The sequence below is a fragment of the Solwaraspora sp. WMMA2065 genome, from assembly GCF_030345075.1.
Classification (GTDB): domain Bacteria; phylum Actinomycetota; class Actinomycetes; order Mycobacteriales; family Micromonosporaceae; genus Micromonospora_E.
The window spans coordinates 6304355-6327923 of sequence record NZ_CP128361.1; the positions used below are offsets into that span (position 1 = coordinate 6304355).

A 23569-nucleotide genomic window follows, 5' to 3' on the forward strand; every position below is an offset into this window, starting at 1 on the left:
TGAGTCTGCCGGGCAGATGGTGGACAGACGCCTCCTCGCTACTGTGGTGCGGACATAGGCGATCATGATCTGCCCGGCGGCTCCCGGCCGCCGAGGCTCGAAGGGCGGTGGCTGTCCTGATGCACTCGCACCAACATGAACCCGTTGGCCGTACGCCGGGTGCTGCCCGTGGCAGCGGTGCACCTGCCCTGCGTCCGGCATCGAACCCGGCACACCACCTGCAGCGCCGGTACGGCAACCGGCAGACCAGGGCGATCATCCAGGCGAAGCTTGCGGTGGGCTCCACCACCGACCCACTCGAGCGGGAAGCGGACCGGATCTTGCGGCTGGCAACCGGCGGGTCGGCGCAGCGGGCACCCGAGGCGGTCGGGCAGGAGCCCGCGACGGCGGTGGGTGAGTCGGCGGGCGCGGCGGTGGAGCAGGGCGTGGCCCGGGCCCGGGCGGAGCAGGGCAGGGAAAGCCGGTCCGTCGCCGGGGCGGATCGGCGTCCACCCCACACGCGACCCCACGGCTCACGACCGAATCGCTAGACTGTGGACTGTGTCCAGGACCGTGAAGCGGGCGTTCAGGTACCGCTTCGACCCCACCCCCGGGCAGGCCGCCGAGCTCGCCCGGACGTTCGGCTGTGTCCGGCTGGTCTGCAACATGGCCGCTGGCCGCCCGCACCGAGGCGTGGACCCTGCGTCGGGAACGGGTCACCTACAACGCCACGTCGGCGATGCTGACCGGGTGGAAGAAGACCGACGACCTCGCGTTCCTCAATGAGGTGTCGACGGTGACCGTGTCGCAGGACCCGGCGGGCCGCTGGTTCGTCTCCCTGCTCTGCGACGACCGGATCGAACCGGCCCCGGCCACCACCGCCGTGGTGGGGGTCGACGCCGGCCTCGACAGCCTGTTCACCCTGTCCACCGGGGAGAAGATCCCCGACCCGGGACATGAACGCCGTGACCGGCGGCGGCTGGCCCGGGCCCAGCGGAACCTCGCACGCAAGGCCAGAGGCTCCGCGAACCGGGCCAAGGCTCGGCTGGCGGTGGCCCGGGTTCATGCCCGGGTCGCCGACCGCCGCCGCGATCACCTGCACAAGTTGACCACCCGGCTCGTTCGTGAAACCCAGACGATCGTGATCGAGGACCTGGCCGTCCGCAACATGATGGCCAACCACCGTCTGGCCCGCGCCGTCTCGGACGCGGGCTGGCGGCAGTTCCGCAGCATGCTGGGGTACAGAGCGGACTGGTACGGCCGGGATCTGGTGGTCGTGGACCGCTGGTTCCCGTCGACCCGACTGTGCTCGGGCTGTGGTGTACTGGCTGAACACCTGCCGTTGGCGGTCCGGTCGTGGACCTGCCGGTGCGGGCAGGCCCATGACCGGGACGTGAACGCGGCCCGGAACATTCTCGCGGAGGGGCTCTCCGTGATTGCCTGTGGAGGCGGTGTGAGACCTCACCGGGAGTCCTCCTCTCGGACGGGGCGGTCGTCGGTGAAGCAGGAACCCCCTGGGGCGACCCAGGGAATCCCCGTCCCTTCAGGGCGGGGAGGATTGTCAAGGTCTGCAATGGTGCGGGCAGTGAGGTGCCCCGAGGATTCCGGACAGGGAGCGAGACGATGTCGGTGACCCCCAGCGACGGCCGGTTGGACAGGGTCAGCAGGTCGTGGACGACGCGGGGCGGGCCGACGGTAACCGGCTGGGACGGTTCGTCCGTTTCCATGCCGAGATCCACAGACGTGCACGCGCTGCCGGTGGCGAGAGCGCGCAGGGTCACCGACCAGATGGCCAATCCCTGGCTGACCCGGGACTGAGCCTCGATCCCGTACATGTCGTCGCTGTCGAGGACGCGCAGGTGTAGCACCTTGTCACCGACGACGGTTTCACCGAGGTCGATCGGTGTCGCATCAGGATCGTCCAGTGCCCACCGGCTGAAACTCTCGTGTGCCAGCTCCACGACGGCCCGCGGTCGGATTCCTCGGTGCAGTCCTTCCAAATGGCTCGGTAGAGAAGGCTCATCTGCTGCTCCCGAGTCACTCGGCGACGACACGTGGGCTGCGGACGAGCCCATCGCGTATCGCAGAGAGTACCGAGCTGATGCACGTACCGGCATCGACTGTACTTCCATGCCTGACCGACCCCGGCGTACGCCGCTACGGCGCCGAAGCGCCTACGTTGCCCCGACCCGATCCGGTGCCGACTAGCGGTAGAACGGGTAGCCCGGGTACACGTACCCGACGCCCCAGAACGGCGGGCAACCGTAGTAGCCGTACAGCTCCTCGTAGTACTTGTCCTGTGACACGAGCTCCGGATCGTAGGCCGGGGCACCGGCCACCCGCTCACTCGACTCGTTGATGTGCACGACGCCGTCGGTGATCCGGACGATCGCGTCGACCGGGACGAACGACGGAGTGGCCCCGAGACCGAGGATGCCGCCGTGCTCGACCCGCAGCAGCCGGACCTTGTGTTCTGCCTCGTCGATCAGCAGGTCGTCGACCTTACCGATGTCGTTGCCGTCCGCGTCGCACACCTTTCGGCCGCGAATGTCCTCGGCCGGATCGGCGACCATTTCGTGGGCGTCGCTCATCCTGACCAGCTTCGCCAACCCCTCGGTCATGGTGCCCCCTCCTGCTCGCCAACTGCCTCACCCCTTCCGGGTTACCACTTCCGTCGGCCGGCAAACCCGCCGGCCGGCGGTCACAGCAGCAGGGCCCTCGGATCGGCGTCCATGGTGTGCAGGAGATGGGCGGCCTCGTGTGCGCCGGGGCAGGAAGCGGCGGAGAACGCCCGGGCCAGCGCGATCATCTCGGCAGCGGGTAGCAGGGTGCCCTCCCGGTTGCGCAGCGGCAGCCGGACGGTGCCGTCCGGGCCGCTGACGGTGAGCACCGGGGTGCTGGCGGCGCCGCCGCCGCTGTCCTGTTCCGTGCCGCTGTTCTGTTCCGTGCCGCTGTTCGGTTCCGCATCGGTGGTCGCGGGGGAGCCGAGCGAAATCGTCACGGTCTCGGCCGTACGCAGGTCGACGGTGCGGGTGGCGAGTCCGCGTACGGTGAGCTGGGTGCCGGACAGCCACGCCCCGGTCCGGGCGACCCGGGCGATCGGCAGGCCGATACCGGCGGACGCCCCCAGAGCGAGACCGGTGCCGAGCAGCACCGGCAGGGTCGGCTCGTCCCCGCCGCCCGAGACCACCAGCCCGAGCAGGCTGCCGAGGCAGCACCCGGCGGTGACCAGCCCGACGCCCAGTACCGACAGCACCGCGAGCCGGGTCGGCCGGCTGGTTGGGTATCCGATGGACAGTTCGAGTCTGCCGTGCCCGTGATCCATGGCGGAGATCGTGCCATTGTCGATCAAGGTCGGCGACGGCGGTGGTGGCGACCGGCCATCGCAGCGGTGGCGGTGGCCGACGGGACGGTGATGGGGAGGGATCCCGTCGGCCACCGGGATCACCCGCGCGAGGCGTGGGACCTACCAGCGTATCGGACGACCGCCGGTCTCGGCATCGGCCGGCGCGTCCACCGTCCTCGTTGGTCGGCGTCGTGGTGGGGGCCGATCGGGGCGCTGCCATCCGGATTCCGGACGACCTCCGAGGAGTCGACGAAGGTGAACCCGCAGCTGTTTCGGGGTTTTCAAACTCTCGGCGCGGTTTCACCGGCGCGTTGAGCGTTGCACCACTGTGGGTACCCTGGCAGACTCGATCTGCGTCCGCCGATGGCGGTCAATCGATGGTGTCCCAGGGTGAGGAGTTCGCGATGGCGAAAAGCCGTGGCACGCGCTGGGAGATCACCGACGGTGCTGAGCTGAATGATGCTCGGGTCGGCGCTCTCAATACGTCGCCCGGTGGCTATCCGTCACCACTGGCCGGTCTGCTCTTCTGTGCAACTTGCGAACGGCAAATGATCCCGATGGCCAGGCTCAACGGCTGGGTGTACGGTGCCCCGTGCGGCTGCCGGCTGAGCCCGGTGGACGCGCTCACCGTCGAACGTCTCGTGTTCAACGCGGTGGCGGCTCATCATCCGGATCTGTTGGCCGGCACCGCCGTCGGGGATCTTTCCTCGGCGTTCCGGGAGGTGCTCTCCGAGGTTCGGATCGGTGGTGCAGCCGACGAGTTGGAATTCATCTGGTCCACGTGACCAATGTCCGCCAAGCGCTCTCCCCGACCTGGATCTTCACGTTAGAGAAAACGACGTCCGGATCGCCTGCCGTGCTCCGGATGGCGACGCGTGCCCCCGGTGGCGCGTCCGATGATTCCGGCTGGATCGATATATATGACCTACAATGTTAAGAACGTGGAAGTTTCGGAGTTGCCGCCGGGTACGGTGCTCCGATTCGCCGTCTCCGAGTGGCAGTACGGGCGAGGTCCCGTGCCCGGCGAGCCCTTCGATCTGCTGATCACCTACGTCCGGATCGGCTCCGCCCGCAGCTACGGCGGGCAGTGGGTGTGGGTCGACGGCCACCACGTCGACTGTCGACCCGACCATCCACCTTGCCAACAGGCGCTGGTCAGCGTCGCTGCGGTGCGGCGGGCCGCCGTCGGCGAACACGCCAGTATCCAGCCGCCGCCCGCCGAGCAGGTGGTGGTCGACGGTGCCGCTGCTCGCCGATGAGTTCTTCCTGCTTGCCCACCACGATGTCACCGGTCGCGCCCGGCTGCACCCCCGGGCGGTCGGGCTCGGTCTGGCCAGCGCGGTCCTCGCCGAGCTGGTCACCGCGCAGGCCGTCGCCGTCGATGCCGGTCACGTCTGGGTGGTCGATCCGGCGGCGCCAGCCGATGCGCTCGGTCGTTCCGCGCTGCGGCTGCTGCTCGACGAGCCGGAGCACACCAGCCTACGGGTCTGGCTGACCGTTCTGTCGGAGCGGGCCCCGGACCACGTCGCCCAGCGGCTGACTGCCGCCGGGGTCGTCCGACCCGAGCAGGTACGCCGGCTGATGCGCACCCGGACGATCTACGTACCGGTCGACATCAACCTCGCGGCCTGGCCGTGGGCGCGGTTGTCGCTGCGGCTGCGCCGGATGGAACCGCTCGACGAGCCCGACCTGTTCCTTGCCGGACTGGCTGCGGCGACCGGACTGGACACCTATCTGCTCGACGGTGCCGAACCCGAGGTGGCCCGTCACCTCGATGTCCTGCTACGGGCGCTGCGGCCTGCGCTGCGCGACCTGTTGGGCCGGACCGGCGCGGCGGTCGGCAACGCTGTGCTGAGCGGGCGTACCTGAGCCTGAGTCGGCCAGCCGGGGCCGGCACGACCTGCCACCCGCACGATCCTCCTACCGCGCAGTCCCTTTACCGCGCGACCCAGCTGTTTCATTCCACCTGTTCCATTCCACCCACACTCACCCTCCTGGAGCGTGCCGATGAACGCGACCACACCCGCCATGACCGTCCGGGCCGCCACCCACGACGACATCCCTCAGGCGGCGACGCTGCTCACCGAGGCGTTTCTGATCGCACCGGTCTCCCAGTGGTTGGTGGGGGACATCGACGCCCGGGTCACCACGTTCCGGTCGCTGTTCACCATCGAACTCGAACACGCCATCGACACCGGTGCCGACGTGTACGTGGCGGGACCGTTCACCGGGGTGGCGATCTGGTACCAGCGTGATCAGCCGGAGTCGGCCAACCACATCACCGTCCACCAGCGTCGAATGATGCTCGCCGCCGGCATCTGGCAGCACCGCGTCGCCGCCCTGCACGGCATCCTCAGCGGACACCGGCCGGACCGGCCGCACCGGTATCTCGCGTACCTCGGGGTCACACCCTGGCTGCAGGGCCGGGGCGTTGGCACCGCCCTGCTGACCCACCAGCACCGGCAGCTCGACGCCTCGGGCACCCCGGCGTACCTGGAGGCCACCACGCCGCGCAACCGCGGCCTCTACCTTCGGCACGGGTACGTCGCCGCCGAACCGGTCCAGCTGCCGGACGGCCCGCCGATCTGGCCGATGTGGCGCGCGCCGGCTCAGGGCGACCAGCTCTCCGGCCGCGACGGCGACCAGCCCTCCGGCCGCGACGGCGACCAGAGTCGGGACCAGCGCCCCGGACCCGGGTGACGATCAGCTCTTGCCGGATCATCGGGACCGCCGGGAACCAACCGGCATCGGCGGCCGACCAATCCACCAAGCTCCCGCCCAGAGGCACCCTCGGCGGCCCGATGATCGAGAGGTAACCCGTCCATGCACTCCACCCTTCGTCGCGTCGCCCGGTCCGGTGCCGTCGCCGCCATCGCCGGCGGCGCCATCCTGCTCGCTGGCTCCCCGGCGGCGGCGCACGTCACCGTCACCCCCACCGTCACCACCGCCGACTCCTACACCGTGCTGACGGTGTCGGTGCCGCACGGCTGCGACGGCTCGGCCACCACCAAGGTGGCCATCCAGATCCCCGACCAGATCAACTCGGTGACACCCACCATCAATCAGGGCTGGACGGTCGAGAAGGTGATGGCCACCCTCGACCCGCCGGTCACCGACAGCCACGGCAACGAGCTCACCGAGCGGGTCGCGGAGATCGTCTACACCGCCAAGACCCCACTGCCCGAAGGTCACCGGGACGTGTTCGAGCTGTCCCTGCGACTGCCCGACGCGGCCGGGGAGACCCTCGTCTTCCCCTCCATCCAGACCTGCGAGCAGGGCGAGACCGCCTGGGCCCAGGTGCCGGCGGACGGCCAGGACAGCCACGAGCTGGACTACCCGGCACCCTCGTTCGTCATCACCGCCGCCGACGCCGACGGCACCGCCGCCGGTGACGAGCCCGCCGACGACGCCGAGCCGACCGAGCTCACCACCGCCGGCTCCACCACCAGCGACGGCGGCTCCGTCGTCGGCTGGATCGGCCTGATCCTCGGCCTGCTCGGCTTCACCGCCGGCGGCCTGGCGCTGCAGCGCACCCGGAAGACCACATAGGGGTGTGGTCGCCGCACCGGGTACGGCGGGCCGCGCTGCTCGCCGTACCCGGACTGTTGTCCGGAAGCCTGCTCGGTCTGCTGCTCGCGCTCGCCGGGGCCGGCCCGGCCGCCGCGCACGCCACGCTGCTGACCAACGATCCGGCGGACGGCGCGTTGCTCGCCGAGGCGCCGCCGTCGGTCACCCTGACCTTCGACGAGCCGGTCCAGATCCGCGCCGAGGGCGTGCAGGTGCTCGACGCCGGCGGGTCCACGATCGACGTCACCGCCAGGTCGGTGGACAGCACCGTCGTCATCGACCTGCCGACCGGCCTGGCCGACGGCACGTACGTGGTCAGCTGGCGGGTCGTTTCCGCGGACAGCCACCCGGTGGCCGGCGGGTTCAGCTTCGCGATCGGCGCACCCACCGCCGGCAGCGTCGCGATCCCGGTCACCGAGCCGGACCTCGCCCTGCGGGTGCTCCGCCCGGCCACCGAGGCGCTGCTGTACGTCGGCGTGCTCGGCGGCACCGGGCTGGCCGTGTTCGGCCTGTCCTTCCTGCCGATCCCGGCGCGTCGACGACAGCTGCCCACAGTGGTCGGGCTCGGGGTCGTCGCCCTCGTCGCGGTGGCGGTGATGCCGCCGGTCACCACCGCATGGCAGGACGCGGCCGACGTCGGCGCGTTGGCCGGCCCGGCGCCTTGGCGGACCGGCTACCTGTCCGACCTCGGCCTGGCCGCCGCACTCACCGCCGCCGGCGTGCTCGCGGTCCTGGTCGGAGCCAGGCTGGGCAGCGGCGGTGCCGGTGCGGCCCGCCGCCCGGCCGGTGTAGCGGTGTTCGCCGGGGCCGGGCTGGCGCTCGGCGCGTCGGCGCTGGTCGGCCACACCCGCAGCTTCGGCCCGGCCTGGCTGACCCTGGGCAGCGACCTGCTGCACCTGGTCACGGCCGCGGTGTGGCTCGGCGGGATCCTCGGCCTGGGTCACCTGCTGTCCCGGCGGACCGACACCCCGTCGGCCACGCAGCGGGCCGGCGTCGTGGCCGCGTTCTCCCAGACCGCCGCGTTGCTGGTCGCCCTGCTGGCGGTGGCCGGAGTCCTGCTCGGTTGGCGGATCGTCGGCTCCTGGTCGGCGTTGCTCGGCACCACGTACGGGCTGGTGCTGCTCGGCAAGGTCGCGGCGGTGGCGGTGCTCGTCGGAATCGCCGGCTGGAACCGTTATTTGCTGGTGCCGCGTACCCGCCGACCTGACACCGAGGCCGCCGCCCTGCGTTCACTGCGCCGCACCGTCCGGGCGGAGGCGGTACTGCTGGTCGGGGTGCTCGCCGTCACCGGTGTGCTGGTCACCCGAGACCCGACCAACCGGGCCTCCGAGACCGACAACGCCGCCACCGGTTCGGCCGACGGCCGTACCAGCTCCGTTGAGCAGGCCGTCGTCGCGGACGCCGCGCTCGGCGACGGCCGGGTGCAGATCCGGATAACCCCGGGTGCCACCGGGATCAACGCGCTGGAGTTGGCGCTGTTCGACGTCGCCGGGCAGCCGTTGGAGCCGGTCACGCCGCCGACGGTCACTGTCACGCTGCCCGAAGTCGGGGTCGGGCCGCTGGAGCGCCGGCTCGCCCAGACGGGCCCCGGAAGCTACGAGGCGGTCGCCGACTTCCCGTTGCCCGGCAGTTGGGAGGTCACCGTCAACGCGCGTACCTCCCGGTTCGACAGCCCGATCGCGATTATTCCGGTGGAGATCCGATGAACAGGTTCCGACGACGTGCCGCAGGACTACTCGGCGCGGCGCTGCTGGGCCTGGCACCGGCGGCGCTGGTGACGCTCTGGTCGGCGGCGCCGGCGGCGGCCCACACCCAGCTGGCCGGCGCGGCCCCGAACGGTGCCGGTGCCACCACGTTGACCTTCACCTTCGACCACGGCTGCGACAACGCGGACACCGACGAGCTGGTGGTCGAAATGCCGGCCGGGGCGATCGCCGGTTCGACGACCGGACAGCCGCCCGGGTGGGCTGCCGAGGTCACCCCCGGCCGGGTCAGCTGGACCGGGCCGGCGATCAGCGCCGAGCAGATCGCCGCCGGGGTCGCCGAGTTCTCGGTGCTTGTCCGGTTGACCGGGACGGCCGGGCAGACCTTCTGGTTCCCGGCGGTGCAGCGGTGCGTCGACGGCGACAGCTACGAGTGGTCGGACACCGGGCCGGGTGCTGAGCGGCCCGCCCCGTCGCTGATCGCGACCAACGCGGTGCTCGCGCCGGCACCACCGGCGGCTCCGGCCGATCAGCCGGCCGGCGGTGGCGGTGCCAGTGTGGCGCAGGCGTTGACCGCTGTAGGGCTGCTGGTGGTCGGTGCCGGTCTGGTCGGCTACCGACTGACCGGACGGTGACGGCGGAGCTTCATCGTGGCCAGTGGCCCCGGTTGATCGGCACCCGGTGCAGGGTGCGGCAGGGCAGTTCAGCGCCACACCGGCAGGTCCGCCGCCACCGGCGCCACGACCACTGTGGCCGGTGTCGGCGGGCCAGTGTCGCCGCGACGGCGAAGAGGTACTCGTCGTACGAGACCATGTCCCTCCCTCCACGACAGTCCTTCACGACGGTGCGAGCGCAACAGGGGACCGCCGAGCGGAGCCACAGGTGCGACCCGGAAGCCGGGGTGCGACACCGGGGGCTCTCCACTGACACCCGGCACCGCACCCCGTACTCATGACGGTACGAGACTGCAAGCGGATTCTGCGTAACGAGCGGTTACGTCGAATGATCCTCTGGCGAGAGTGGATCGATTCCCATCCGTACCGCGAGTTGCCGAAGCTCGTCGGAGCCACTACGGGGCGACGAGTCCCGCACGATGTGCGCGATGATCTCCCGGACGGTGGCCCGGCTGCGGGTCTCGTGCGGGGCGATCGCCTCGGCCCGCAGGAACGCCCGTACCGCCTCTTCGTTGCGCTTGGCGGCGTGGAACCCGCGCCCGGCGTCCATGTGCAACCTGGCCCGGCGCTGCGGGGTCCGCAGCGCGCTCTGGTCCACTTTGCGGGCGAGTTCCGGGGCGCGGCCCGGCTCGCCGTTCTCCAGCACCACCCCGACCCGCCACACCGCGACGTTCGCCGAGGTGAACTCCATCCGCCACGGATCACCAGCGGTACGCCGGGCGACGTCGGCGGCCTCGGCGATGTGCGTTTCGGCGACGTCGTGCTGACCTAGGCTGGCGGCGGACAGCGCGGCGTGCAGGTGCAGCATGCCGTACCACGCGCGGCCTTCGTCCGTACTTGTGTGAAGTTGGATTCGTTCGGCGGCGTCGCAGGCCAACGTCCAGGATCGCTTCCGCAGCCCGGTGGCCAGGACCGCCTGGGCCAGCGCGTAGTCGGCGGCGGCGACGCAGGCCGGGTCGTCGGCGAGCTGCGCCGCCCGGACGGCGCGCTCGGCGAGCCGCATCGCCAGGTCGACGTGGCCCTGTGGTTTGAGCGCCAGCGAACCGGTGACCAGGGCCTGCACCGCGATCCGCAGTGCGACTGGGTCTTCGTCGGCGTTGGCCGTGGAGCGGATCTCGGCGATCAACCGGGGCAGCAGGATGCCGAGGGTCGGGTTGTCGCAGGCCATCCGGGCCCGCATCGCCCGGTCGGCCTCGGCGGCGAGCAGCGCCGCCGGGCGGGCCGCAGCCGGCTCGTCGTCGTCCATCGCCTTGCGGATCGCCGGTACGGCGGCGTAGAGCGCCAGGTCGTTGCGGGACCGGGGCAGGTACGGCTGCGCGGTGAGGTCCATCGTAGAGACCCCGAGCGCGGTGGCGAGCGCGATGAGCATGGACCTCTTGGTCACCGCGCGCTTGCCGTTCTCGATCATGGAAACGTACTCGCGGCTTACCCCGATCTCGGCGGCGAGCTGTTGCTGCGTCATGCCGGCGATGTCACGCCACCGCGCGACCCGCAGGCCGATGTAATCCTCCGGCATGGGGGACCTCCCATGCTGACGGTACGGTCGAAACGGCGTGACGTCGACCAATGTAACTGGTTGTTACGCCTGTCCCGCCTGTTGGTGACCCAGGTGGTCGGCCGACCTCACTCTTCGTGGCCCGGTCAGCTGTTCGCCAACACCGCATTGGCCTGTGCGACGAACTCCTCGGCCGCCTGCCGAGGGGTCGCCGCGCCGATCTGTACGCTCTCCGCCGCCGTGACCAGTAGTGTCCGGACCGTGGTGTGGCCGGGCGGCGGGGGCACCGGTGCCGGACCGAACAGATCGGACATCTGCTGCTCGAACGCGACCGACGCCTGCATCTTCTCGTCGGCGAGCGTCGCCTGCACCGTCTCGCGGACTTTCAGGTTGGAGCTGAGGCCGCGCTCGGTGCCGAGGATGCGGCCAGCCTGCGGGTCGTTGACCAGGAAGTCGATCAGGTCCACCACTTCCTGCTGGTGCCGGGTGCCCCGGAATCCCGCCCAGTACATCGACGCCCGCGCCCACTGGCCCTCCGGGTCGCCTGGATAGGCGACCACGCCGAGGTCGGCGGTGGTGTGCTTTTGCAGCTCAGCCAGCTGATTGGACCACATGAACGACGTCGCCGCGTCACCGGTGACGACGAGTTGCTGGGTGGCGTTGCCGTTGTTCGCCGCCCTGATCAGCTCGACGCTCGGGGTGGCGTCCGCGTCGCGGGCCTGTTGCCACAGGTCGAACCAGGCTTTGAGGTCGTCGACCTCGAAGCCCAGTTGCCGTCCCCGGTACAGCTCGAGTTCGTTGCTACGTAGCCAGAGCCAGAGCGCCTTGTAGTCGGCCGACGGGTCCATCGTGCCGGCCACCTCGCCGTCGGTGAGCGCGGTGATCTGGCTGGCCCAGTCGATCAGCACCGGGTAGGTCATTCCGATCGTCGGTTCGTCGACACCGAGCTCGGCCAGCAGCGTCTTGTTGTACACCATCGCCGGGGTGTTCGCGGCGGCGGCGACCGCCACCGTCCGTCCGCCGATCTGTCCGTACTGGACCAGGCTGTTAGGGAAGCCGGAGAGGTCGAGCTCGCCGCTGTCGACGTAGGGGGTGAGGTCGAGTACGACGTCACGTTCGGCGTACTCGGTCAGGTAGTTGTCGTCGATCTGGAACAGGTCCGGCGTGTTGCCGGCGGCGGCCTGGGTGGCCAGCTTGTCGTAGTAGCCGGTGTAGCCCTGCCAGGTCACTCTGAAGGTGATCCCCGGATTGCGGGCGGCGTAGACGTCGAGCGCCTGCTGGGTCAGCTCGGCCCGGCGCTCCGCGCCCCACCAGAAGACGGAGAGTTCGATCGGCCCGTCCTCGGTCGGCTCGCCGGTGTCGTCGGTGGCGCAGGCGCCGAGTCCGATGGCGACCGCCATCAGGACAGTGAGTGTTCGGGCAACGGCTCCGCGTGTCGATACGGCGGATGATGACACGGGTTTCTCCTGATCAGGGCTGGGCTGGCCGGTCTACGGCCCGATCATTTACACAAGCGACCAGGTCGGGTGTCAACGGGCCGTCCGGCTGTTCGTGCCGCCTCCTCAGTCGATGCATTGACGGTGTGTGGGCTGATCGCGTAGCGTTCGTCCCACTGGAAAGCGTTTTCCTGAGGAATATCAGGGCCAGTACGCGTCGCTTCGTCGGCCCGGGTAACGCCGACGAAGCGGCGGCCGGCCAGGATCGAGCCCCCAACCTGGCCAGCCCGTCCGCCCGCCAGCCCGGGGCGGACGGGCACCCGTCTTCGCCGGCCGCCGTCGTGATGTACTTGCCGACGTGGAGCTGCTGCACTCGGGCAAGGTCAGGGACGTGTACGCCGACGGCAACGACCTGATCCTGGTCGCCTCCGACCGGATCAGCGTCTACGACGTGGTGCTGCCCACCCCGATCCCGGACAAGGGCAAGCTGCTCACCGCGCTGTCGCTGTGGTGGTTCGAGCAGCTCGCCGATCTTGTGCCGCACCATGTCGTCTCCGCCACCGACGTACCGGCCGAGTTCGCCGGCCGGGCCATCCGCTGCCGCCGCCTCGACATGGTGCCCGTCGAGTGCATCGCTCGTGGTTACCTCACCGGACTCGGGTTGAAGGAGTACGAGAAGTCGGGCTCGGTCTCCGGCATCGCGCTGCCCGCCGGCCTGGTCGAGGCGTCCCGGCTGCCCGAGCCGATCTTCACCCCGACCACCAAGGCCCCCGTCGGCGAGCACGACGAGTTCATCACGTACGCCGACGTCGTCACCCAGGTCGGCGCGGAGACCGCCGAGCGGCTGCGGCAGATCACCCTGGACGTCTACCGGCGCGGCGCGGCGCTCGCCGCCGAACGCGGCCTGATCGTCGCCGACACCAAGATCGAGCTTGGTTGGGCCCCCGATGGCACCCTGGTCCTCGCCGACGAGGTGCTGACCAGCGACTCCTCCCGCTTCTGGCCGGCCGACGCGTACCTGCCGGGCCGCCCCCAGTTCTCCTTCGACAAGCAGTACGTGCGGGACTGGGCCGCCGGCACCGGCTGGGACAAGCGCCCGCCCGCCCCGCAGGTGCCGGCCGACATCGTCGAGATGACCCGGGCCCGCTACGTCGAGGTCTACGAACGAATCACCGGCCACACCTGGTGATCCGGGCGCCTCGCCGCTACCGCCGAGCGCGCAGTTCGGCGACGCTGACCCCGAGTCCGGATCTCTCGAGGCGGTCAAGTACGTCGTCGAAGCTCCCAGGCGGGTTGCGCCACGAGTCGGCGATCTGCTGCACCGCGGCGTGTACCGTGCTGCGGTCTAGACTGATCTGGTCGCGAACGAACTCGTCAGGTGACTTCGGGTCGATGTCCCAGCCGGTCAGCTCATCGGCGGGGAAATGTCGGAGGTTGCCGGTGACAGTGAGTTGAGCCCGCGCCCGGATCGCGGCGGCAAGCACGTGACGGTCGTCAGGGTCGGGCAGTTTGAGCGAGTCGACGAGCGGCTCGTAGCCGGTGATCTTCCAGTCCCGGACCGCAGTGCCCATCAACCTTCGTGTCCGTGCGAGTCTGGCCTCGTCGAGGTCTGGTCGCTGCCGGCGTAGGGCGGCGAAACCTCATTGAAGAATCTGCTCGGTCCATTTGGCGTCGACCAGACCTGACTGGGCGATTCGCAGCAGTAGATCCCGTAGCGTGCTCGGGTACGACACGCTCGCGTCGAAGATGACAACGAAGGTCATGACTCAGGTGAGGTCCATCTCCTGGGCGAGCCGGGTCAGCTCATCGGCTGCGGCACGACGGCGGGCGTCGTCCCGGTGTTTGTACGCCAGCAGTGATCCGGCGAGTACCCGCCGGTGGGTGCCCACCCTGCGGAACTGGATCTCACCCGCCTCCAGTAGGCCGATCAGATGCGGGCGGGAAACGTTGAGCAGCTCGGCTGCCTGCTGAGTTGTCAGCTCCGCGTGAGCCGGAACGACCGAGACGCTGTGGCCGTTAGCCATGTGGGCCAGAACGCGCGCCAACAACTCGATGGCTCCACGGGGCACCACGAGTGTGTCGCCAGCGCCGTCCTCCACGAGTCGAACGGCTGCCGCAGCCTCCTCGTGGGTGCGCAGGTAGGCCTGCACCCGCGTCAGCGCCTCAGCTGCCACCTCGACCGACTGCGGATCAGGCGTGACCGGACTGACCGCGAGAGTCATGATCACCTCCGGGAGGGCAGTCGAAACATGTGCAGCAAGTGTGGCAACCGAAACGACTGAGTTCGAGCGTTCGGTGAATCTGGTGGTTGGCGCCCAGACGAACCATGGGCACCAACCACCAGCACGACGACCTGACGCAAAGCGCGTTCAGCCGGCGACCGCGTCCTTCGTGGGATCCCCTGGCGACGGTTCCGGCTGCTCGGCTCGTGGCCGACGCTGCGGACCCCGGGCGAGCACGTAGCCGAACAGGAGCACCATCACCCCGACGCCCACCCACATCGCCTGCTGCCAGCCGTCGACGAACGACTGCTGTGCGGCCCGGACCAGCTCGTCGGCGTACGGGCCGGCGTCGTCGGCGGCGGCGAGAGCGGTGGCGATACCCTCCCGGGCCGCGTCGGGCGCGTCGACGGCCAGCTCGTCGAGCCGGGTGCCGACGGCGTTGCGGTAACCGGCGGACACGATCGCCCCGAGCAGCGCGACGCCGAGCGCGGCACCGAACTCCCTGGTGACGTCGTTGAGCGCGGACGCGGTGCCCTGCCGGGCGCGGGGCAGGGCGCTGGTGATCGCCTCGGTGGAGGGGGTCATCGACAGGCCCATGCCGAGCCCCATGGCGAGCATGCCGGGCAGCACCGACAGGTAGCCGCCGTCGACGGAGACGAAGCCGGCCATCAGGGCCAGGCCCGCGCCGCCGAGGAAGATCCCGGCCGCCATGGTGGCGCGGGCACCGACCAGCGCGGCCAGCCGTGGGGCGAGGCCGGAGGCGACCATCATCAGCAGGGCCATCGGCATCATCGCCAGCGTGGAACGCAGCCCGGACCAGCCGAGGACCGCCTGGAAGTACGGGAAGAGCACCACGAAGATGCCGGCCTGTACGCCGAACACCGCGAGCAGCGCCACCGAACCGCTGGACAGGCCCCGATCACGGAACAGCCGGACGTCGAGCAGTGGTGCCCGCCGGCGCAGCTCCCAGGCGACGAAGACGGCGGCGCCGGCGACGCCGACGAGCAGACCCGCCAGCGTGGCGGGCGCGGTCCAGCCGTGTTCCGGACCCTCGTGCAGGACGAAGATCAGCCCGACGGCGGCCAGCACCGACGACAGCGAACCGACGGTGTCGAACGGGTGGTCCGACTCCTCGCGGGAGTTCGGGACGTACCGGATCGTCAGGCCGGCGGCCACGACGACCAGCGCGACCGGGAGGGCGAACAGCCAGCGCCAGTCCGCCACGTCGACCAGCAGCGCCGACAGGTACATCCCGAGCAGGCCGCCGCCACCGGCGACAGCGGTCCACGCGCCGATCGCCCGGGACCGCTCCTGGTCCGGGAAGGTCGAGGTGATCACGGCCAGCGTGATCGGCATGATCATCGCCGCGCCGACGCCGCTGAGCAGCCGTGCGGTGATCATGATCTCGGTCGAGGTGGCGAGGCCGGCGGCGGCGCTGGCGGCCCCGAAGACGACCAGCCCGGCGAGCAGTACGGGTTTGCGGCCCCACCGGTCGCCGACCGCGCCGAGCGGCAACAGCAGTGCGGCCAAGGTGATCGTGTAGATGTTGATGATCCACAGGACGGTGCTCTGCGAAGCGCCGAACGCGACGGCGAACTCCTGCTGGGCGACGTTCAGCCCGGATACGGAGGCGATCACCGCCATCAGCGCGATGCAGACCGCGATGAGGACGGCGCGGCGTCGACGCGGATCGTGGATCGTCGGGTCGGAATCGGCCGCAGCGGCTTCCGTCCCGGCGGACACCTGCGGAGACAGGCTTGGAGAGGTCATGCGGGAAAGCTAACGCCGGCTTGCTCAATCGGCACCAAGGCTTGCAGTAATGGCAAGACTAACTGGTTGGGGCGTCTCCCGACGACTGCGCGTGTGCCCGCTCGCCGTCCTGGTCGAAGATGGTGAGGATCTCCACCGGCCCGTTCACCGCGCCGATGGAGTGCGGGATCATCGTGGAGAACTCTGCCGCGTTCCCTTGGCCGACCGGGATCTGCCGCTCACCCAGGTGCAGCAGTGCGGTGCCGCTGAGCACGAAGAACCACTCCCGCCCTGGGTGCACGCTCAGATGCCCCGGACCGGTACGGCGCTCCGGAGTGATCCGCATCTTCGCCACCATGCTGCCGCCGGGCTGGCTTGAGCCGCGCGACAACACCCAGGTGGCCAGACCCGGCTCCTGGTGCTTCATCGGCCGGATGATCACGTCGGCATCGTCGACCGGCTCGACGAGCTGGTCGATCGTGGTGTCCAGGGCCCGGGCCAGGGCGACGAGCTGGTCGAGGTCGATCCGCCGGTGGCCGGTCTCGATGCGGCTCAGCGTGGACGGGCTCAGGTGGCAGCGTGCGGCGAGGGAGTCGAGACTCCAGCCGCGCGCCTGCCGCAGGCCACGGATGCGCTGCCGGACCACGTCGGAAAGCTCGACCCCTGACACGCCCACCATGCTAGGTGCCCCCGCTGCCGGGCCTCGCTGTTGTACGGCACCTTCTTGCGGAAACCGCATGAACTCTTCCGATTGCCGAAAGGCTCACTACCGTCGAAGCATGACCAACGAGACCCACGCGGGCCATCCCGCGTTCAGTGCCGACTGGTGGGAGCAGCACTATCAGGCGCACCCGGCGGGACACGTCTCGCCAGGACCACAGCTGGTCGCCGAGGTTGCGGACCTGCCCCCCGGTACGGCGCTCGACGCGGGCTGCGGCACCGGCGCCGACGCGATCTGGCTCGCCGGCCGGGGCTGGCAGGTGACCGCCGTCGACGCCTCGTCGACAGCGGTCGGCCGCGCCCAGAAGCTTGCCGCGCAGCAGGAACCGGGCGTCGCGCAGCGGATCACCTGGCTCACCACCGACCTGACCAGCTGGGAGCCGTCGCAACGCTACGACCTGGTGACCAGCCAGTACGTCCACCCCGACCTGCCGTTCGACCAGTTCGTGGCACGGCTGGCCGCCGCCGTCGCCCCCGGCGGGACGCTGCTGGTCGTCGGCCACGACCACGCCGACACCCACTCGGCTGCCCACGCCCCACAGGCCGCGTCGATCGGTCTGGACGCCGTCGTCGGCTCTCTACCCGAAGCGCAGTGGAAGGTGGTTGTGGCGGAGTCCCGTACCCGCGAGGTGCACCACGAATCGCAGCAGCTGATCATCCACGACTTCGTCGTCCGGGCCCACCGCACGCCGTCGCCCTGAGAAACCGCGCTGGCTGCTGCCTCGATGCCGTCTGCCGGGCTGGCCGTGATCGGCCAGCCCGGCAGACGTCTGTCAGCAGTCGGCTGTTGCGTGCAGGTCGCCGGGCCGGCCGGCGCGTCAGCTCCCGCCGTCGGCGTAGGGCAACTCCACGTACGCCGTCCAGTAGCAGAGGTCGGCCCGGTGCTCGACCAGCGTGACCGGCTTGCCGCAGTGCTCGGAGATCAGCGTCGCCGCCTGATCGAGGTCGACCACGTCCGCCTCCCAGTGGTGGTCCAGGTAGAGCTTGAGCCCCGGGTTCTCCCGGCCGAGATCCAGGACCTCCGCCTCCTCCGGCGGCAGCAGGATCACCGTGTAGCGGGCAGCCGTGTGCTCCGCCTCGCTGAGCTGCTCGGGCAGGTCCGGGCCAGGCCGGAAGTGGTCGATCACCGACGGAATCGGCCCCGGGCTGTCCGCCGGGTCGTACGCCCGCACCTTCACCAACATCACTGGCTCACCTCACTCAAGCTGTATCTCTCGGGGAAGCAACGTTGCATACAACATGGCTACGGCGGTAGCCTCGTGTCAAGAGGTTGGGGACAGGAGGATTTCGATGACCAAGCCAACGCCGTCCACCATCGCCATCCGTGGCCTCGCTGGCGAACTACGGACCCTGCGGCAGGGCAGGAAGCTGAGCGTCCGTGGGGTGGCGGCGAGACTGGGCTGGCCGGCGTCGAAGTTGTCCAGGATGGAGACCGGTCGGCAGGGCAGCAAGTTGGAGGACGTCGCATCCCTGCTCGTCATCTATGGCGTCACTGGGGAGGAACGTCAGCGGCTGCTCGCCATGTCGGAGCGCTCCGAGCCCGGCTGGTGGGAGGTGCTGGGCGGTCTCCCGGTCGAGTCCCGGACGTTGATCCAGTTGGAGGCCGAGGCGTCGGCGATCGTCGACTTCGAGCCACTGCTTGTGCCGGGGCTGCTCCAGACCCCGGACTACACCAGGGCAGTCTTGCAAGGCTGCGGCGTTCCGGAGGCCGACGCGCAGACCAGAGTTACCGCTCGGCTTGGGCGCCAAGCCATTCTGGCGAGGTCCGAACCCCCGGCGCTGCATGCCATCCTGGACGAGTCGGCGCTGCGTCGGCCGCTCGGCGGTCCATGGGTGATGGGCCGGCAACTACGGCACCTTGTCGACGCCGCCGACCGCCCGAACGTCACCCTGCAGGTCGTGCCGTGGTCGGTTGGTGGCTACACGGGTCTGGACGGAGCATTCGCCATCTTGGACTTCCCCCGTAATCGGACGGTTGTGCACCTTGAGCACAAGATCTCCGGATTGTTCCTGGAGGAGCCCGAGCAGGTGAGCTTCTTTCGCGAGGAACTGGATAGGCTGCTCACGGTGGCGCTGAGCCCTGCCGAGTCGATCGACCTGGTGGCCCGGCTCGCGGGAGAACACGAGCGTGAGCGAGGCGAGGATGGACGCAGCCGAACTGCCTGACGGGACGTGGCGCAAGTCGAGTCGGAGCGGTTCAAACTCCAACTGCGTCGAGGTGGCTGGGCTTCCCGGGGTGGTTGGGTTCACTGACCAGGGTGTCTCTGGTGCGCTTGGCGTCGCGGTGCGGGACTCGAAGGATCCGTACGGCCCGGTGTTGTCCTTCTCCGGCGACTCCTGGACCGGCTTCGTGACCGCCCTTCGGCACGGCGGCCCCGCCTCAGCTTGACGTGCTCGTGTCGAGGTGAGGCTGACGCACCTCATTTCGCGTTTTGACGTGCGTCAGCCTCACCTCGACGGGCGCGATGTGGTCAGGTGGCGCGGTCGGCGATCGCGCGCCGTACCTTTTGGGTGACTTGTTCTTTCCGCCGGAGTACGTCGTCGGCTGTGAAGCGGAGCGCGATCCAGCCAGCTTCCCGCAGCGCGTTGAAGCGGTACACGTCCTTGCGGAACGCGGCCCGCTCCCGGTGATGGTCACCTTCGTACTCGATGGCGATCCGCCATTGCGGGTACGCCAGGTCGACCCGGGCGACGAACCGCCCCTTGCCCGCAGAAGGAGCCTTCACCCTGTACTGCGGAGTGGGTTTTGGCAGGCCGGCGTCGTGCAGCAGCAGGCGGAGCCGGCTCTCCATCGGTGATTCACTCAACGGTTCCGCGAGAGCAAGAAGATCCCTGACCTGTAGCAGGCCGCGCAGCCCGGAGCGGGTGTCGATGTATGCGGCAAGGCTGTTGCGTGTGACAAGGCGGCGTTGGAGGAACGCGTCGAGGGCACCGAGCGCAGCGGCACGCGGCAATGATCGGCCCAGATCGAACGCGGTACGGACTTCAGTGGTCAAGGGAAGCCCACTCAAGGAGGTGATGTCGTCCGGGGTGAGCGTCCGGGATGCGTACCTGATCCTGGGGTGCGGATCAGGCCGGGCGGTCTTCGGCAGCGCGACGTGCACCGGTACCACCGTCTGTCTCGGGCCGCGTAGCGGCAGAAGATCAATCCCCCAGAGAAAAGCCGCGCTGAGCTCGTGGATCGCCGCGCCGGGCGGCAGTCGTGCGGCGGCGGCTACACACCACATCCGGTGGTCCTCGGGTCGGTACGAACCTTCGTGCACGTAGACGTCGGGCAGGATGCGGCGCCAGTGCGGGCCGTTGAGCATCCGTCGGGTGATCAGGCCGGCGGCGATGGCGCGGCTGCCGGAGAACGGCTCGAAGCTCAACTCGCGGGGCACCGTGGCGGGGCGGGACATCGGACGAGCTTGCCGGGTCGTCGCCGTCGTTTTCTGCCCGGTACGCCGGTCCAGTCGCGCATCCGACGCAAGAAAACCACCGCAATAGAAACCATCGCCGGCTCCAGACGCACCCGCCGGGTACAGGAGCACTGCCGGCAGCGTGGCCTTCGTAGTTCAGCCGCGTGGGGCGTACATGATGACGGCGACGCCGATCAGGCAGATCGCCGCGCCGGTGATGTCCCAGCGGTCCGGCCGGAACCTGTCCACGACGACGCCCCAGACGAGTGAACCGGCGACGAAGACCCCACCGTAGGCGGCGAGGATCCGGCCGAAGTGCGGGTCCGGCTGCAAGGACGCCGCGAACCCGTACAGCCCGAGCGCCATCACCCCGGCGGCGATCCACAGCAGGCCGCGGTGCTCCCGCCAGCCCTGCCAGATCAGCCACGCCCCACCGATCTCGGCCAGCGCGGCGAGGACGAACAGGACCAGGGATCGCGTGACGGTCACGGCGCTGACCCTACCCAGACCTTCGCCGGCACCTGGGGGCGCCGCACCGCCGTCGTCCGCCGCATCGAGGTGAGGCTGACACACCTCAAATCGCGAAATGACGTGCGTCAGCCTCACCTCGACGGTGTGACCACTCCGCACTTTAAAGACTTGCGTGTGTACGGGAACGCTTTGAGTATCGTGTCCATGACGAGCAGTGACCTATGGGGCGAGCAGGCAGCGCAGGCGTACGACAAGGGCTCGGCCGAGATGTTCGCCCCACACGTACTTGCGCCGACGGTGAAGTTTCTGGCTCAACTGGCCGGCGCCGGTCCTGCGCTGGAGTTCGCGATCGGCACCGGTCGGGTGGCGATCCCGCTTTCCGCGAAGGGCATTCCGGTGAGCGGGATCGAGCTGTCGCAGCCGATGGTCGATCAGCTCCGCCGCAAGGTCCCACTGGCAGACGACCTGCCGGTCGTCGTCGGCGACATGGCGACGGCGACGGCTCCGGGGCGGTTCTCCCTGGTATACGTCGTGTACAACAGCATCGGCAACCTGCGTACGCAGGATGAGCAGGTGGAGTGCTTCCGCAACGCCGCCCGGCACCTCTCGCCGGGTGGGCGGTTCGTCGTCGAGCTGTGGGTGCCGGGTATCCGGCGGTTCCCACCGGGGCAGTCGGCGGTGCCGTTCGAGGTGACGGATCGGCATGTCGGCTTCGACACCTACGACATGGTCACTCAGCAGGGCACCTCGCACCACTACCGCCGGCGCGACGACGGCAGCGCCAGCTACGGTGCCAGCAACTTCCGCTACATCTGGCCGGCCGAGTGCGACCTGATGGCCCGGCTCGCCGGCCTGGAGCTGGAGCAGCGGGTAGCGGACTGGGACGGCTCGCCGTTCACCTCCGACAGCGAGAAACACGTCTCCGTCTGGCGCATGCCATCGACTGGCCCGGGGAGCGAGACCGATGAAAGATAGTGGGAACATCGTCGGTGAGGTGGCCGCTGACGCCGATTCCGATCGGCGTGCCGAGCTGCTGGAATCCCTTCGTGATCTACTCGACCGGCTCGACGTCGACCTCATCGAGCAGGACGAAGCCGACGACCACCAGACTCTCGCCGATGGCGGTCGGAATCCGGATGCGGACGGCGACGGTGAGCGGTTAGCGTCTGCAGACAACAGCGACGACGGAGCCGAGTAGCGGTTGCGCCCACCGGAGTGACAGAGAGCCGCCCACAGCTGAGAGGGCGGACTCCGGCCCAGCCGTGAAGACCCTCCTGAGCTGCGGGAAAGAACGGCCCGTCCGGGCTCAGTAGACTCCCGCCGACTCGCCCACGTCACGGGTAAGCGAAGGCCGCGCCACGCGTACACGACGCGGTGGCGCGGTGAAGGTGTGGTGGCACCGCGAGGATCCCGCTCGCCCACACCTCTCTGGGGACGCGTTGCGCACACCGGAGGAGGTCACCACATGCAACGCATCCTTTCCGCTCGTCTACCGGACTTCATTGGCCAGCCCGTACGGCTGGCTGGCTGGATTCACCGGCGGCGGCTGCTGAAATCCGTCGCGTTCCTGATCCTGCGCGACGCCGCCGGGCTCGCCCAGGTCGTCGTCACCGACCCGGCGGTACGGGCACAACTCGAGCACCTGCCGGAGGAAACCGTCGTCGCTGTCGTTGGGACCGCGACCGCCCAGCCGACCGCCCCCGGTGGCGTCGAGGTCACCGGGCCGACGATCACCCCGCTCAGCGACCCGGCGGCGCCCGTACCGTTTGATCTGTATCGGCCGGACCTGCGGGCGAACCTGCCGACGATCCTGGACCACGCGCCGGTCGCACTGCGGCACCCGAAGCTGGCCGCGACGCACCGGATCGCGGCCGCCGCCGTCGCCGGCTTCCGAAAAACACTCACGACGATGGGGTTCGTCGAGATCCACACCCCGAAGATCGTCGGTACGGCGACCGAGAGCGGCGCGAACGTCTTCGCCCTGGACTACTTCGGCCGCCGGGCCTATCTTGCCCAGTCACCGCAGCTCTACAAGCAGATCATGGTGGGCGTCTTCGAGCGGGTTTTCGAGGTGGGGCCGGTGTTCCGGGCCGAGCCGAGCGACACCGCCCGGCACCTGGCCGCGTACACGTCGCTCGACGCCGAACTCGGCTTCGTCGACGACCACCGGGACGTGATCGCTGTCTGCCACGCCACGGTGGCCGGCATGCTGGCGGCGGTCACCGAGCGCGCCGGGCCGGCGCTGGAGCTGCTCGACGTACGGCTGCCGGCGTTGCCGGCCGAGCCGGTGATCGTGCACTTCGCCGACGCCCTCGACATGGTCAGCGCGGCGACCGGCCGGGACGTCACCGGCGAGCCGGACCTGGCCCCGGAGCACGAACGCTGGCTGGGGGAGTGGGCGCTGCGCGAGCACGGTAGCGACTTCGTCTTCGTCGAGGGCTACCCGACCCGGCACCGGGCGTTCTACACCCACCCGGACCCGGCCCGGCCCGGCCACTCCCGGGCCATCGACCTGATCTTCCGGGGCGTGGAGCTGGTCAGCGGCGGGCAGCGGCTGCACCGGTACGGCGACTACGTCGACGCGCTCGCCGAGCGGGGCGAGACCGACCTCACCCCGTACGCCGGTTACCTGGACGCGATGCGGTACGGCATGCCGCCGCACGGCGGCTTCGCGTTCGGGTTGGAGCGGTTCGTGGCCCGGCTGCTCGGCGTACCGAACATCCGCCAGGTCACGCTCTTCCCGCGCGACCTGCACCGCCTCGCCCCCTGACCCTCGACGGTGTCGTCCGGTGTCCCGCGACCAGCAGGG

29 protein-coding genes and 1 pseudogene are annotated in these 23569 nt (G+C 69.8%); 17 read left to right on the forward strand and 13 right to left on the reverse strand.

The features are described 5' to 3' along the window. The first annotated feature begins 119 nt into the window (after positions 1-119). From O7610_RS28625 to O7610_RS28630, 3 genes and pseudogenes are all read left to right on the forward strand, one after another. Positions 120-530, forward strand: a complete 411-nt coding sequence (locus tag O7610_RS28625; protein WP_281553449.1) for a hypothetical protein — start codon at positions 120-122, stop codon at positions 528-530. A 22-nt stretch (positions 531-552) separates the two neighbouring features. Then, a pseudogene (locus tag O7610_RS30800) lies at positions 553-603 on the forward strand (helix-turn-helix domain-containing protein); the annotation flags it as partial. A gap of 22 nt (positions 604-625) precedes the next feature. Further along, positions 626-1612, forward strand: a complete 987-nt coding sequence (locus O7610_RS28630) for an RNA-guided endonuclease InsQ/TnpB family protein (protein ID WP_289212271.1) — start codon at positions 626-628, stop codon at positions 1610-1612. A 571-nt stretch (positions 1613-2183) separates the two neighbouring features. On the opposite strand, the gene O7610_RS28635 is transcribed toward O7610_RS28630, so the two are convergent. After that, on the reverse strand, positions 2184-2600 hold the full coding sequence (locus tag O7610_RS28635) for a PRC-barrel domain-containing protein (RefSeq protein ID WP_289212272.1): 417 nt from the start codon (positions 2598-2600) through the stop codon (positions 2184-2186). 80 nt (positions 2601-2680) lie between these two features. Next, positions 2681-3304: a hypothetical protein gene (locus tag O7610_RS28640; protein WP_281553452.1), complete on the reverse strand. Its 624-nt coding sequence runs from the start codon at positions 3302-3304 to the stop codon at positions 2681-2683. Between the two features lie 425 nt (positions 3305-3729). Between O7610_RS28640 and O7610_RS28645 the strand changes: the two genes are divergently transcribed. The 7 genes from O7610_RS28645 to O7610_RS28675 all read left to right on the forward strand — a co-directional run bounded on the left by O7610_RS28645 (position 3730) and on the right by O7610_RS28675 (position 9230). Continuing rightward, entirely contained in the window at positions 3730-4110 is a 381-nt protein-coding gene (locus O7610_RS28645; RefSeq protein ID WP_289212273.1) for a hypothetical protein, read from the forward strand. A 156-nt stretch (positions 4111-4266) separates the two neighbouring features. Beyond that, positions 4267-4584, forward strand: a complete 318-nt coding sequence (locus O7610_RS28650) for a hypothetical protein (RefSeq protein ID WP_289212274.1) — start codon at positions 4267-4269, stop codon at positions 4582-4584. After that, positions 4565-5194 (forward strand): GOLPH3/VPS74 family protein, encoded by a 630-nt coding sequence (locus O7610_RS28655; protein ID WP_289212275.1) that lies wholly within the window; start codon positions 4565-4567, stop codon positions 5192-5194. The genes O7610_RS28650 and O7610_RS28655 overlap by 20 nt, the downstream gene beginning before the upstream one ends. 138 nt (positions 5195-5332) lie before the next feature. Further along, a complete protein-coding gene (locus O7610_RS28660; RefSeq protein ID WP_281553456.1) occupies positions 5333-6025 on the forward strand; it encodes a GNAT family N-acetyltransferase in 693 nt (230 codons plus the stop codon). Between the two features lie 123 nt (positions 6026-6148). After that, on the forward strand, positions 6149-6874 hold the full coding sequence (locus O7610_RS28665) for a YcnI family copper-binding membrane protein (RefSeq protein WP_281553457.1): 726 nt from the start codon (positions 6149-6151) through the stop codon (positions 6872-6874). Positions 6875-6876: 2 nt separating this feature from the next. Next, positions 6877-8598 carry a copper resistance CopC/CopD family protein gene (locus O7610_RS28670; RefSeq protein WP_289212276.1) on the forward strand — a complete coding sequence of 574 codons (1722 nt, stop codon included), beginning with the start codon at positions 6877-6879 and terminating at the stop codon, positions 8596-8598. Further along, positions 8595-9230: a DUF1775 domain-containing protein gene (locus O7610_RS28675; RefSeq protein WP_281553459.1), complete on the forward strand. Its 636-nt coding sequence runs from the start codon at positions 8595-8597 to the stop codon at positions 9228-9230. The genes O7610_RS28670 and O7610_RS28675 overlap by 4 nt, the downstream gene beginning before the upstream one ends. 10 nt (positions 9231-9240) lie before the next feature. On the opposite strand, the gene O7610_RS28680 is transcribed toward O7610_RS28675, so the two are convergent. The 3 genes from O7610_RS28680 to O7610_RS28690 form a co-directional block, all read right to left on the reverse strand. Then, on the reverse strand, positions 9241-9408 hold the full coding sequence (locus tag O7610_RS28680; RefSeq protein ID WP_199757933.1) for a hypothetical protein: 168 nt from the start codon (positions 9406-9408) through the stop codon (positions 9241-9243). A 180-nt stretch (positions 9409-9588) separates the two neighbouring features. Beyond that, entirely contained in the window at positions 9589-10785 is a 1197-nt protein-coding gene (locus O7610_RS28685; RefSeq protein ID WP_281553460.1) for a helix-turn-helix domain-containing protein, read from the reverse strand. Positions 10786-10910: 125 nt separating this feature from the next. Continuing rightward, on the reverse strand, positions 10911-12164 hold the full coding sequence (locus O7610_RS28690) for an ABC transporter substrate-binding protein (RefSeq protein ID WP_281553461.1): 1254 nt from the start codon (positions 12162-12164) through the stop codon (positions 10911-10913). A 394-nt stretch (positions 12165-12558) separates the two neighbouring features. Here O7610_RS28690 and O7610_RS28695 point away from each other — a divergent pair, with 394 nt between their 5' ends. Then, on the forward strand, positions 12559-13389 hold the full coding sequence (locus tag O7610_RS28695) for a phosphoribosylaminoimidazolesuccinocarboxamide synthase (protein ID WP_281553462.1): 831 nt from the start codon (positions 12559-12561) through the stop codon (positions 13387-13389). Positions 13390-13405: 16 nt separating this feature from the next. On the opposite strand, the gene O7610_RS28700 is transcribed toward O7610_RS28695, so the two are convergent. From O7610_RS28700 to O7610_RS28720, 5 genes are all read right to left on the reverse strand, one after another. Further along, positions 13406-13771: a VapC50 family PIN domain-containing toxin gene (locus tag O7610_RS28700; RefSeq protein WP_289212277.1), complete on the reverse strand. Its 366-nt coding sequence runs from the start codon at positions 13769-13771 to the stop codon at positions 13406-13408. 69 nt (positions 13772-13840) lie between these two features. Then, positions 13841-13963, reverse strand: coding sequence for a hypothetical protein (locus O7610_RS28705; RefSeq protein ID WP_281553464.1), 123 nt, complete (start codon positions 13961-13963; stop codon positions 13841-13843). A gap of 3 nt (positions 13964-13966) precedes the next feature. Further along, positions 13967-14422, reverse strand: coding sequence for a helix-turn-helix domain-containing protein (locus O7610_RS28710; protein ID WP_281553465.1), 456 nt, complete (start codon positions 14420-14422; stop codon positions 13967-13969). A 147-nt stretch (positions 14423-14569) separates the two neighbouring features. Further along, the gene (locus O7610_RS28715; protein WP_289212278.1) at positions 14570-16192 is read right to left on the reverse strand and encodes an MFS transporter; all 1623 of its coding nucleotides are present in this window, start codon (positions 16190-16192) and stop codon (positions 14570-14572) included. A 58-nt stretch (positions 16193-16250) separates the two neighbouring features. After that, positions 16251-16841 (reverse strand): helix-turn-helix domain-containing protein, encoded by a 591-nt coding sequence (locus tag O7610_RS28720; RefSeq protein ID WP_421357467.1) that lies wholly within the window; start codon positions 16839-16841, stop codon positions 16251-16253. A 109-nt stretch (positions 16842-16950) separates the two neighbouring features. Between O7610_RS28720 and O7610_RS28725 the strand changes: the two genes are divergently transcribed. Further along, positions 16951-17592, forward strand: coding sequence for a class I SAM-dependent methyltransferase (locus O7610_RS28725; RefSeq protein ID WP_289212279.1), 642 nt, complete (start codon positions 16951-16953; stop codon positions 17590-17592). 117 nt (positions 17593-17709) lie between these two features. On the opposite strand, the gene O7610_RS28730 is transcribed toward O7610_RS28725, so the two are convergent. Then, positions 17710-18075, reverse strand: a complete 366-nt coding sequence (locus O7610_RS28730; protein ID WP_289212280.1) for a hypothetical protein — start codon at positions 18073-18075, stop codon at positions 17710-17712. A gap of 106 nt (positions 18076-18181) precedes the next feature. Between O7610_RS28730 and O7610_RS28735 the strand changes: the two genes are divergently transcribed. Then, a complete protein-coding gene (locus O7610_RS28735; protein WP_289212281.1) occupies positions 18182-19057 on the forward strand; it encodes a helix-turn-helix domain-containing protein in 876 nt (291 codons plus the stop codon). Further along, positions 19035-19280, forward strand: a complete 246-nt coding sequence (locus O7610_RS28740) for a DUF397 domain-containing protein (protein WP_281555451.1) — start codon at positions 19035-19037, stop codon at positions 19278-19280. Before O7610_RS28735 ends, O7610_RS28740 begins: the two co-directional genes overlap by 23 nt. Before the next feature lie 82 nt (positions 19281-19362). Here O7610_RS28740 and O7610_RS28745 read toward each other — a convergent pair whose 3' ends face one another. Further along, positions 19363-20289, reverse strand: coding sequence for a type IV toxin-antitoxin system AbiEi family antitoxin (locus tag O7610_RS28745; protein WP_289212282.1), 927 nt, complete (start codon positions 20287-20289; stop codon positions 19363-19365). A gap of 156 nt (positions 20290-20445) precedes the next feature. Continuing rightward, positions 20446-20778: a YnfA family protein gene (locus O7610_RS28750; RefSeq protein ID WP_281553472.1), complete on the reverse strand. Its 333-nt coding sequence runs from the start codon at positions 20776-20778 to the stop codon at positions 20446-20448. 186 nt (positions 20779-20964) lie between these two features. On the opposite strand from O7610_RS28750, the gene O7610_RS28755 reads away from it, so the two are divergent. The 3 genes from O7610_RS28755 to aspS all read left to right on the forward strand — a co-directional run bounded on the left by O7610_RS28755 (position 20965) and on the right by aspS (position 23530). Continuing rightward, the gene (locus O7610_RS28755; protein WP_289212283.1) at positions 20965-21735 is read left to right on the forward strand and encodes a class I SAM-dependent DNA methyltransferase; all 771 of its coding nucleotides are present in this window, start codon (positions 20965-20967) and stop codon (positions 21733-21735) included. Between the two features lie 19 nt (positions 21736-21754). Further along, positions 21755-21958, forward strand: a complete 204-nt coding sequence (locus O7610_RS28760; RefSeq protein ID WP_281553474.1) for a hypothetical protein — start codon at positions 21755-21757, stop codon at positions 21956-21958. Positions 21959-22225: 267 nt separating this feature from the next. Continuing rightward, positions 22226-23530, forward strand: a complete 1305-nt coding sequence (aspS, locus tag O7610_RS28765; RefSeq protein ID WP_289212284.1) for an aspartate--tRNA(Asn) ligase — start codon at positions 22226-22228, stop codon at positions 23528-23530. The last annotated feature ends 39 nt before the right edge of the window (positions 23531-23569 follow it).

Bases quoted from the DNA above. Each gene is read 5' to 3' on its own strand.
- O7610_RS28745 (WP_289212282.1), bottom strand. From the start codon at position 20,289: ATGTCCCGCCCCGCCACGGTGCCCCGCGAGTTGAGCTTCGAGCCGTTC.
- O7610_RS28735 (WP_289212281.1), top strand. From the start codon at position 18,182: ATGACCAAGCCAACGCCGTCCACCATCGCCATCCGTGGCCTCGCTGGC.
- O7610_RS28640 (WP_281553452.1), bottom strand. From the start codon at position 3,304: ATGGATCACGGGCACGGCAGACTCGAACTGTCCATCGGATACCCAACC.
- O7610_RS28625 (WP_281553449.1), top strand. From the start codon at position 120: ATGCACTCGCACCAACATGAACCCGTTGGCCGTACGCCGGGTGCTGCC.
- O7610_RS28665 (WP_281553457.1), top strand. From the start codon at position 6,149: ATGCACTCCACCCTTCGTCGCGTCGCCCGGTCCGGTGCCGTCGCCGCC.
- O7610_RS28730 (WP_289212280.1), bottom strand. From the start codon at position 18,075: ATGTTGGTGAAGGTGCGGGCGTACGACCCGGCGGACAGCCCGGGGCCG.
- O7610_RS28690 (WP_281553461.1), bottom strand. From the start codon at position 12,164: ATGGCGGTCGCCATCGGACTCGGCGCCTGCGCCACCGACGACACCGGC.
- O7610_RS28755 (WP_289212283.1), top strand. From the start codon at position 20,965: ATGACGAGCAGTGACCTATGGGGCGAGCAGGCAGCGCAGGCGTACGAC.
- aspS (WP_289212284.1), top strand. From the start codon at position 22,226: ATGCAACGCATCCTTTCCGCTCGTCTACCGGACTTCATTGGCCAGCCC.
- O7610_RS28700 (WP_289212277.1), bottom strand. From the start codon at position 13,771: ATGGGCACTGCGGTCCGGGACTGGAAGATCACCGGCTACGAGCCGCTC.
- O7610_RS28740 (WP_281555451.1), top strand. From the start codon at position 19,035: ATGGACGCAGCCGAACTGCCTGACGGGACGTGGCGCAAGTCGAGTCGG.
- O7610_RS28725 (WP_289212279.1), top strand. From the start codon at position 16,951: ATGACCAACGAGACCCACGCGGGCCATCCCGCGTTCAGTGCCGACTGG.
- O7610_RS28660 (WP_281553456.1), top strand. From the start codon at position 5,333: ATGAACGCGACCACACCCGCCATGACCGTCCGGGCCGCCACCCACGAC.
- O7610_RS28635 (WP_289212272.1), bottom strand. From the start codon at position 2,600: ATGACCGAGGGGTTGGCGAAGCTGGTCAGGATGAGCGACGCCCACGAA.
- O7610_RS28710 (WP_281553465.1), bottom strand. From the start codon at position 14,422: ATGACTCTCGCGGTCAGTCCGGTCACGCCTGATCCGCAGTCGGTCGAG.
- O7610_RS28685 (WP_281553460.1), bottom strand. From the start codon at position 10,785: ATGCCGGAGGATTACATCGGCCTGCGGGTCGCGCGGTGGCGTGACATC.
- O7610_RS28715 (WP_289212278.1), bottom strand. From the start codon at position 16,192: ATGACCTCTCCAAGCCTGTCTCCGCAGGTGTCCGCCGGGACGGAAGCC.
- O7610_RS28705 (WP_281553464.1), bottom strand. From the start codon at position 13,963: ATGACCTTCGTTGTCATCTTCGACGCGAGCGTGTCGTACCCGAGCACG.
- O7610_RS28645 (WP_289212273.1), top strand. From the start codon at position 3,730: ATGGCGAAAAGCCGTGGCACGCGCTGGGAGATCACCGACGGTGCTGAG.
- O7610_RS28680 (WP_199757933.1), bottom strand. From the start codon at position 9,408: ATGGTCTCGTACGACGAGTACCTCTTCGCCGTCGCGGCGACACTGGCC.
- O7610_RS28675 (WP_281553459.1), top strand. From the start codon at position 8,595: ATGAACAGGTTCCGACGACGTGCCGCAGGACTACTCGGCGCGGCGCTG.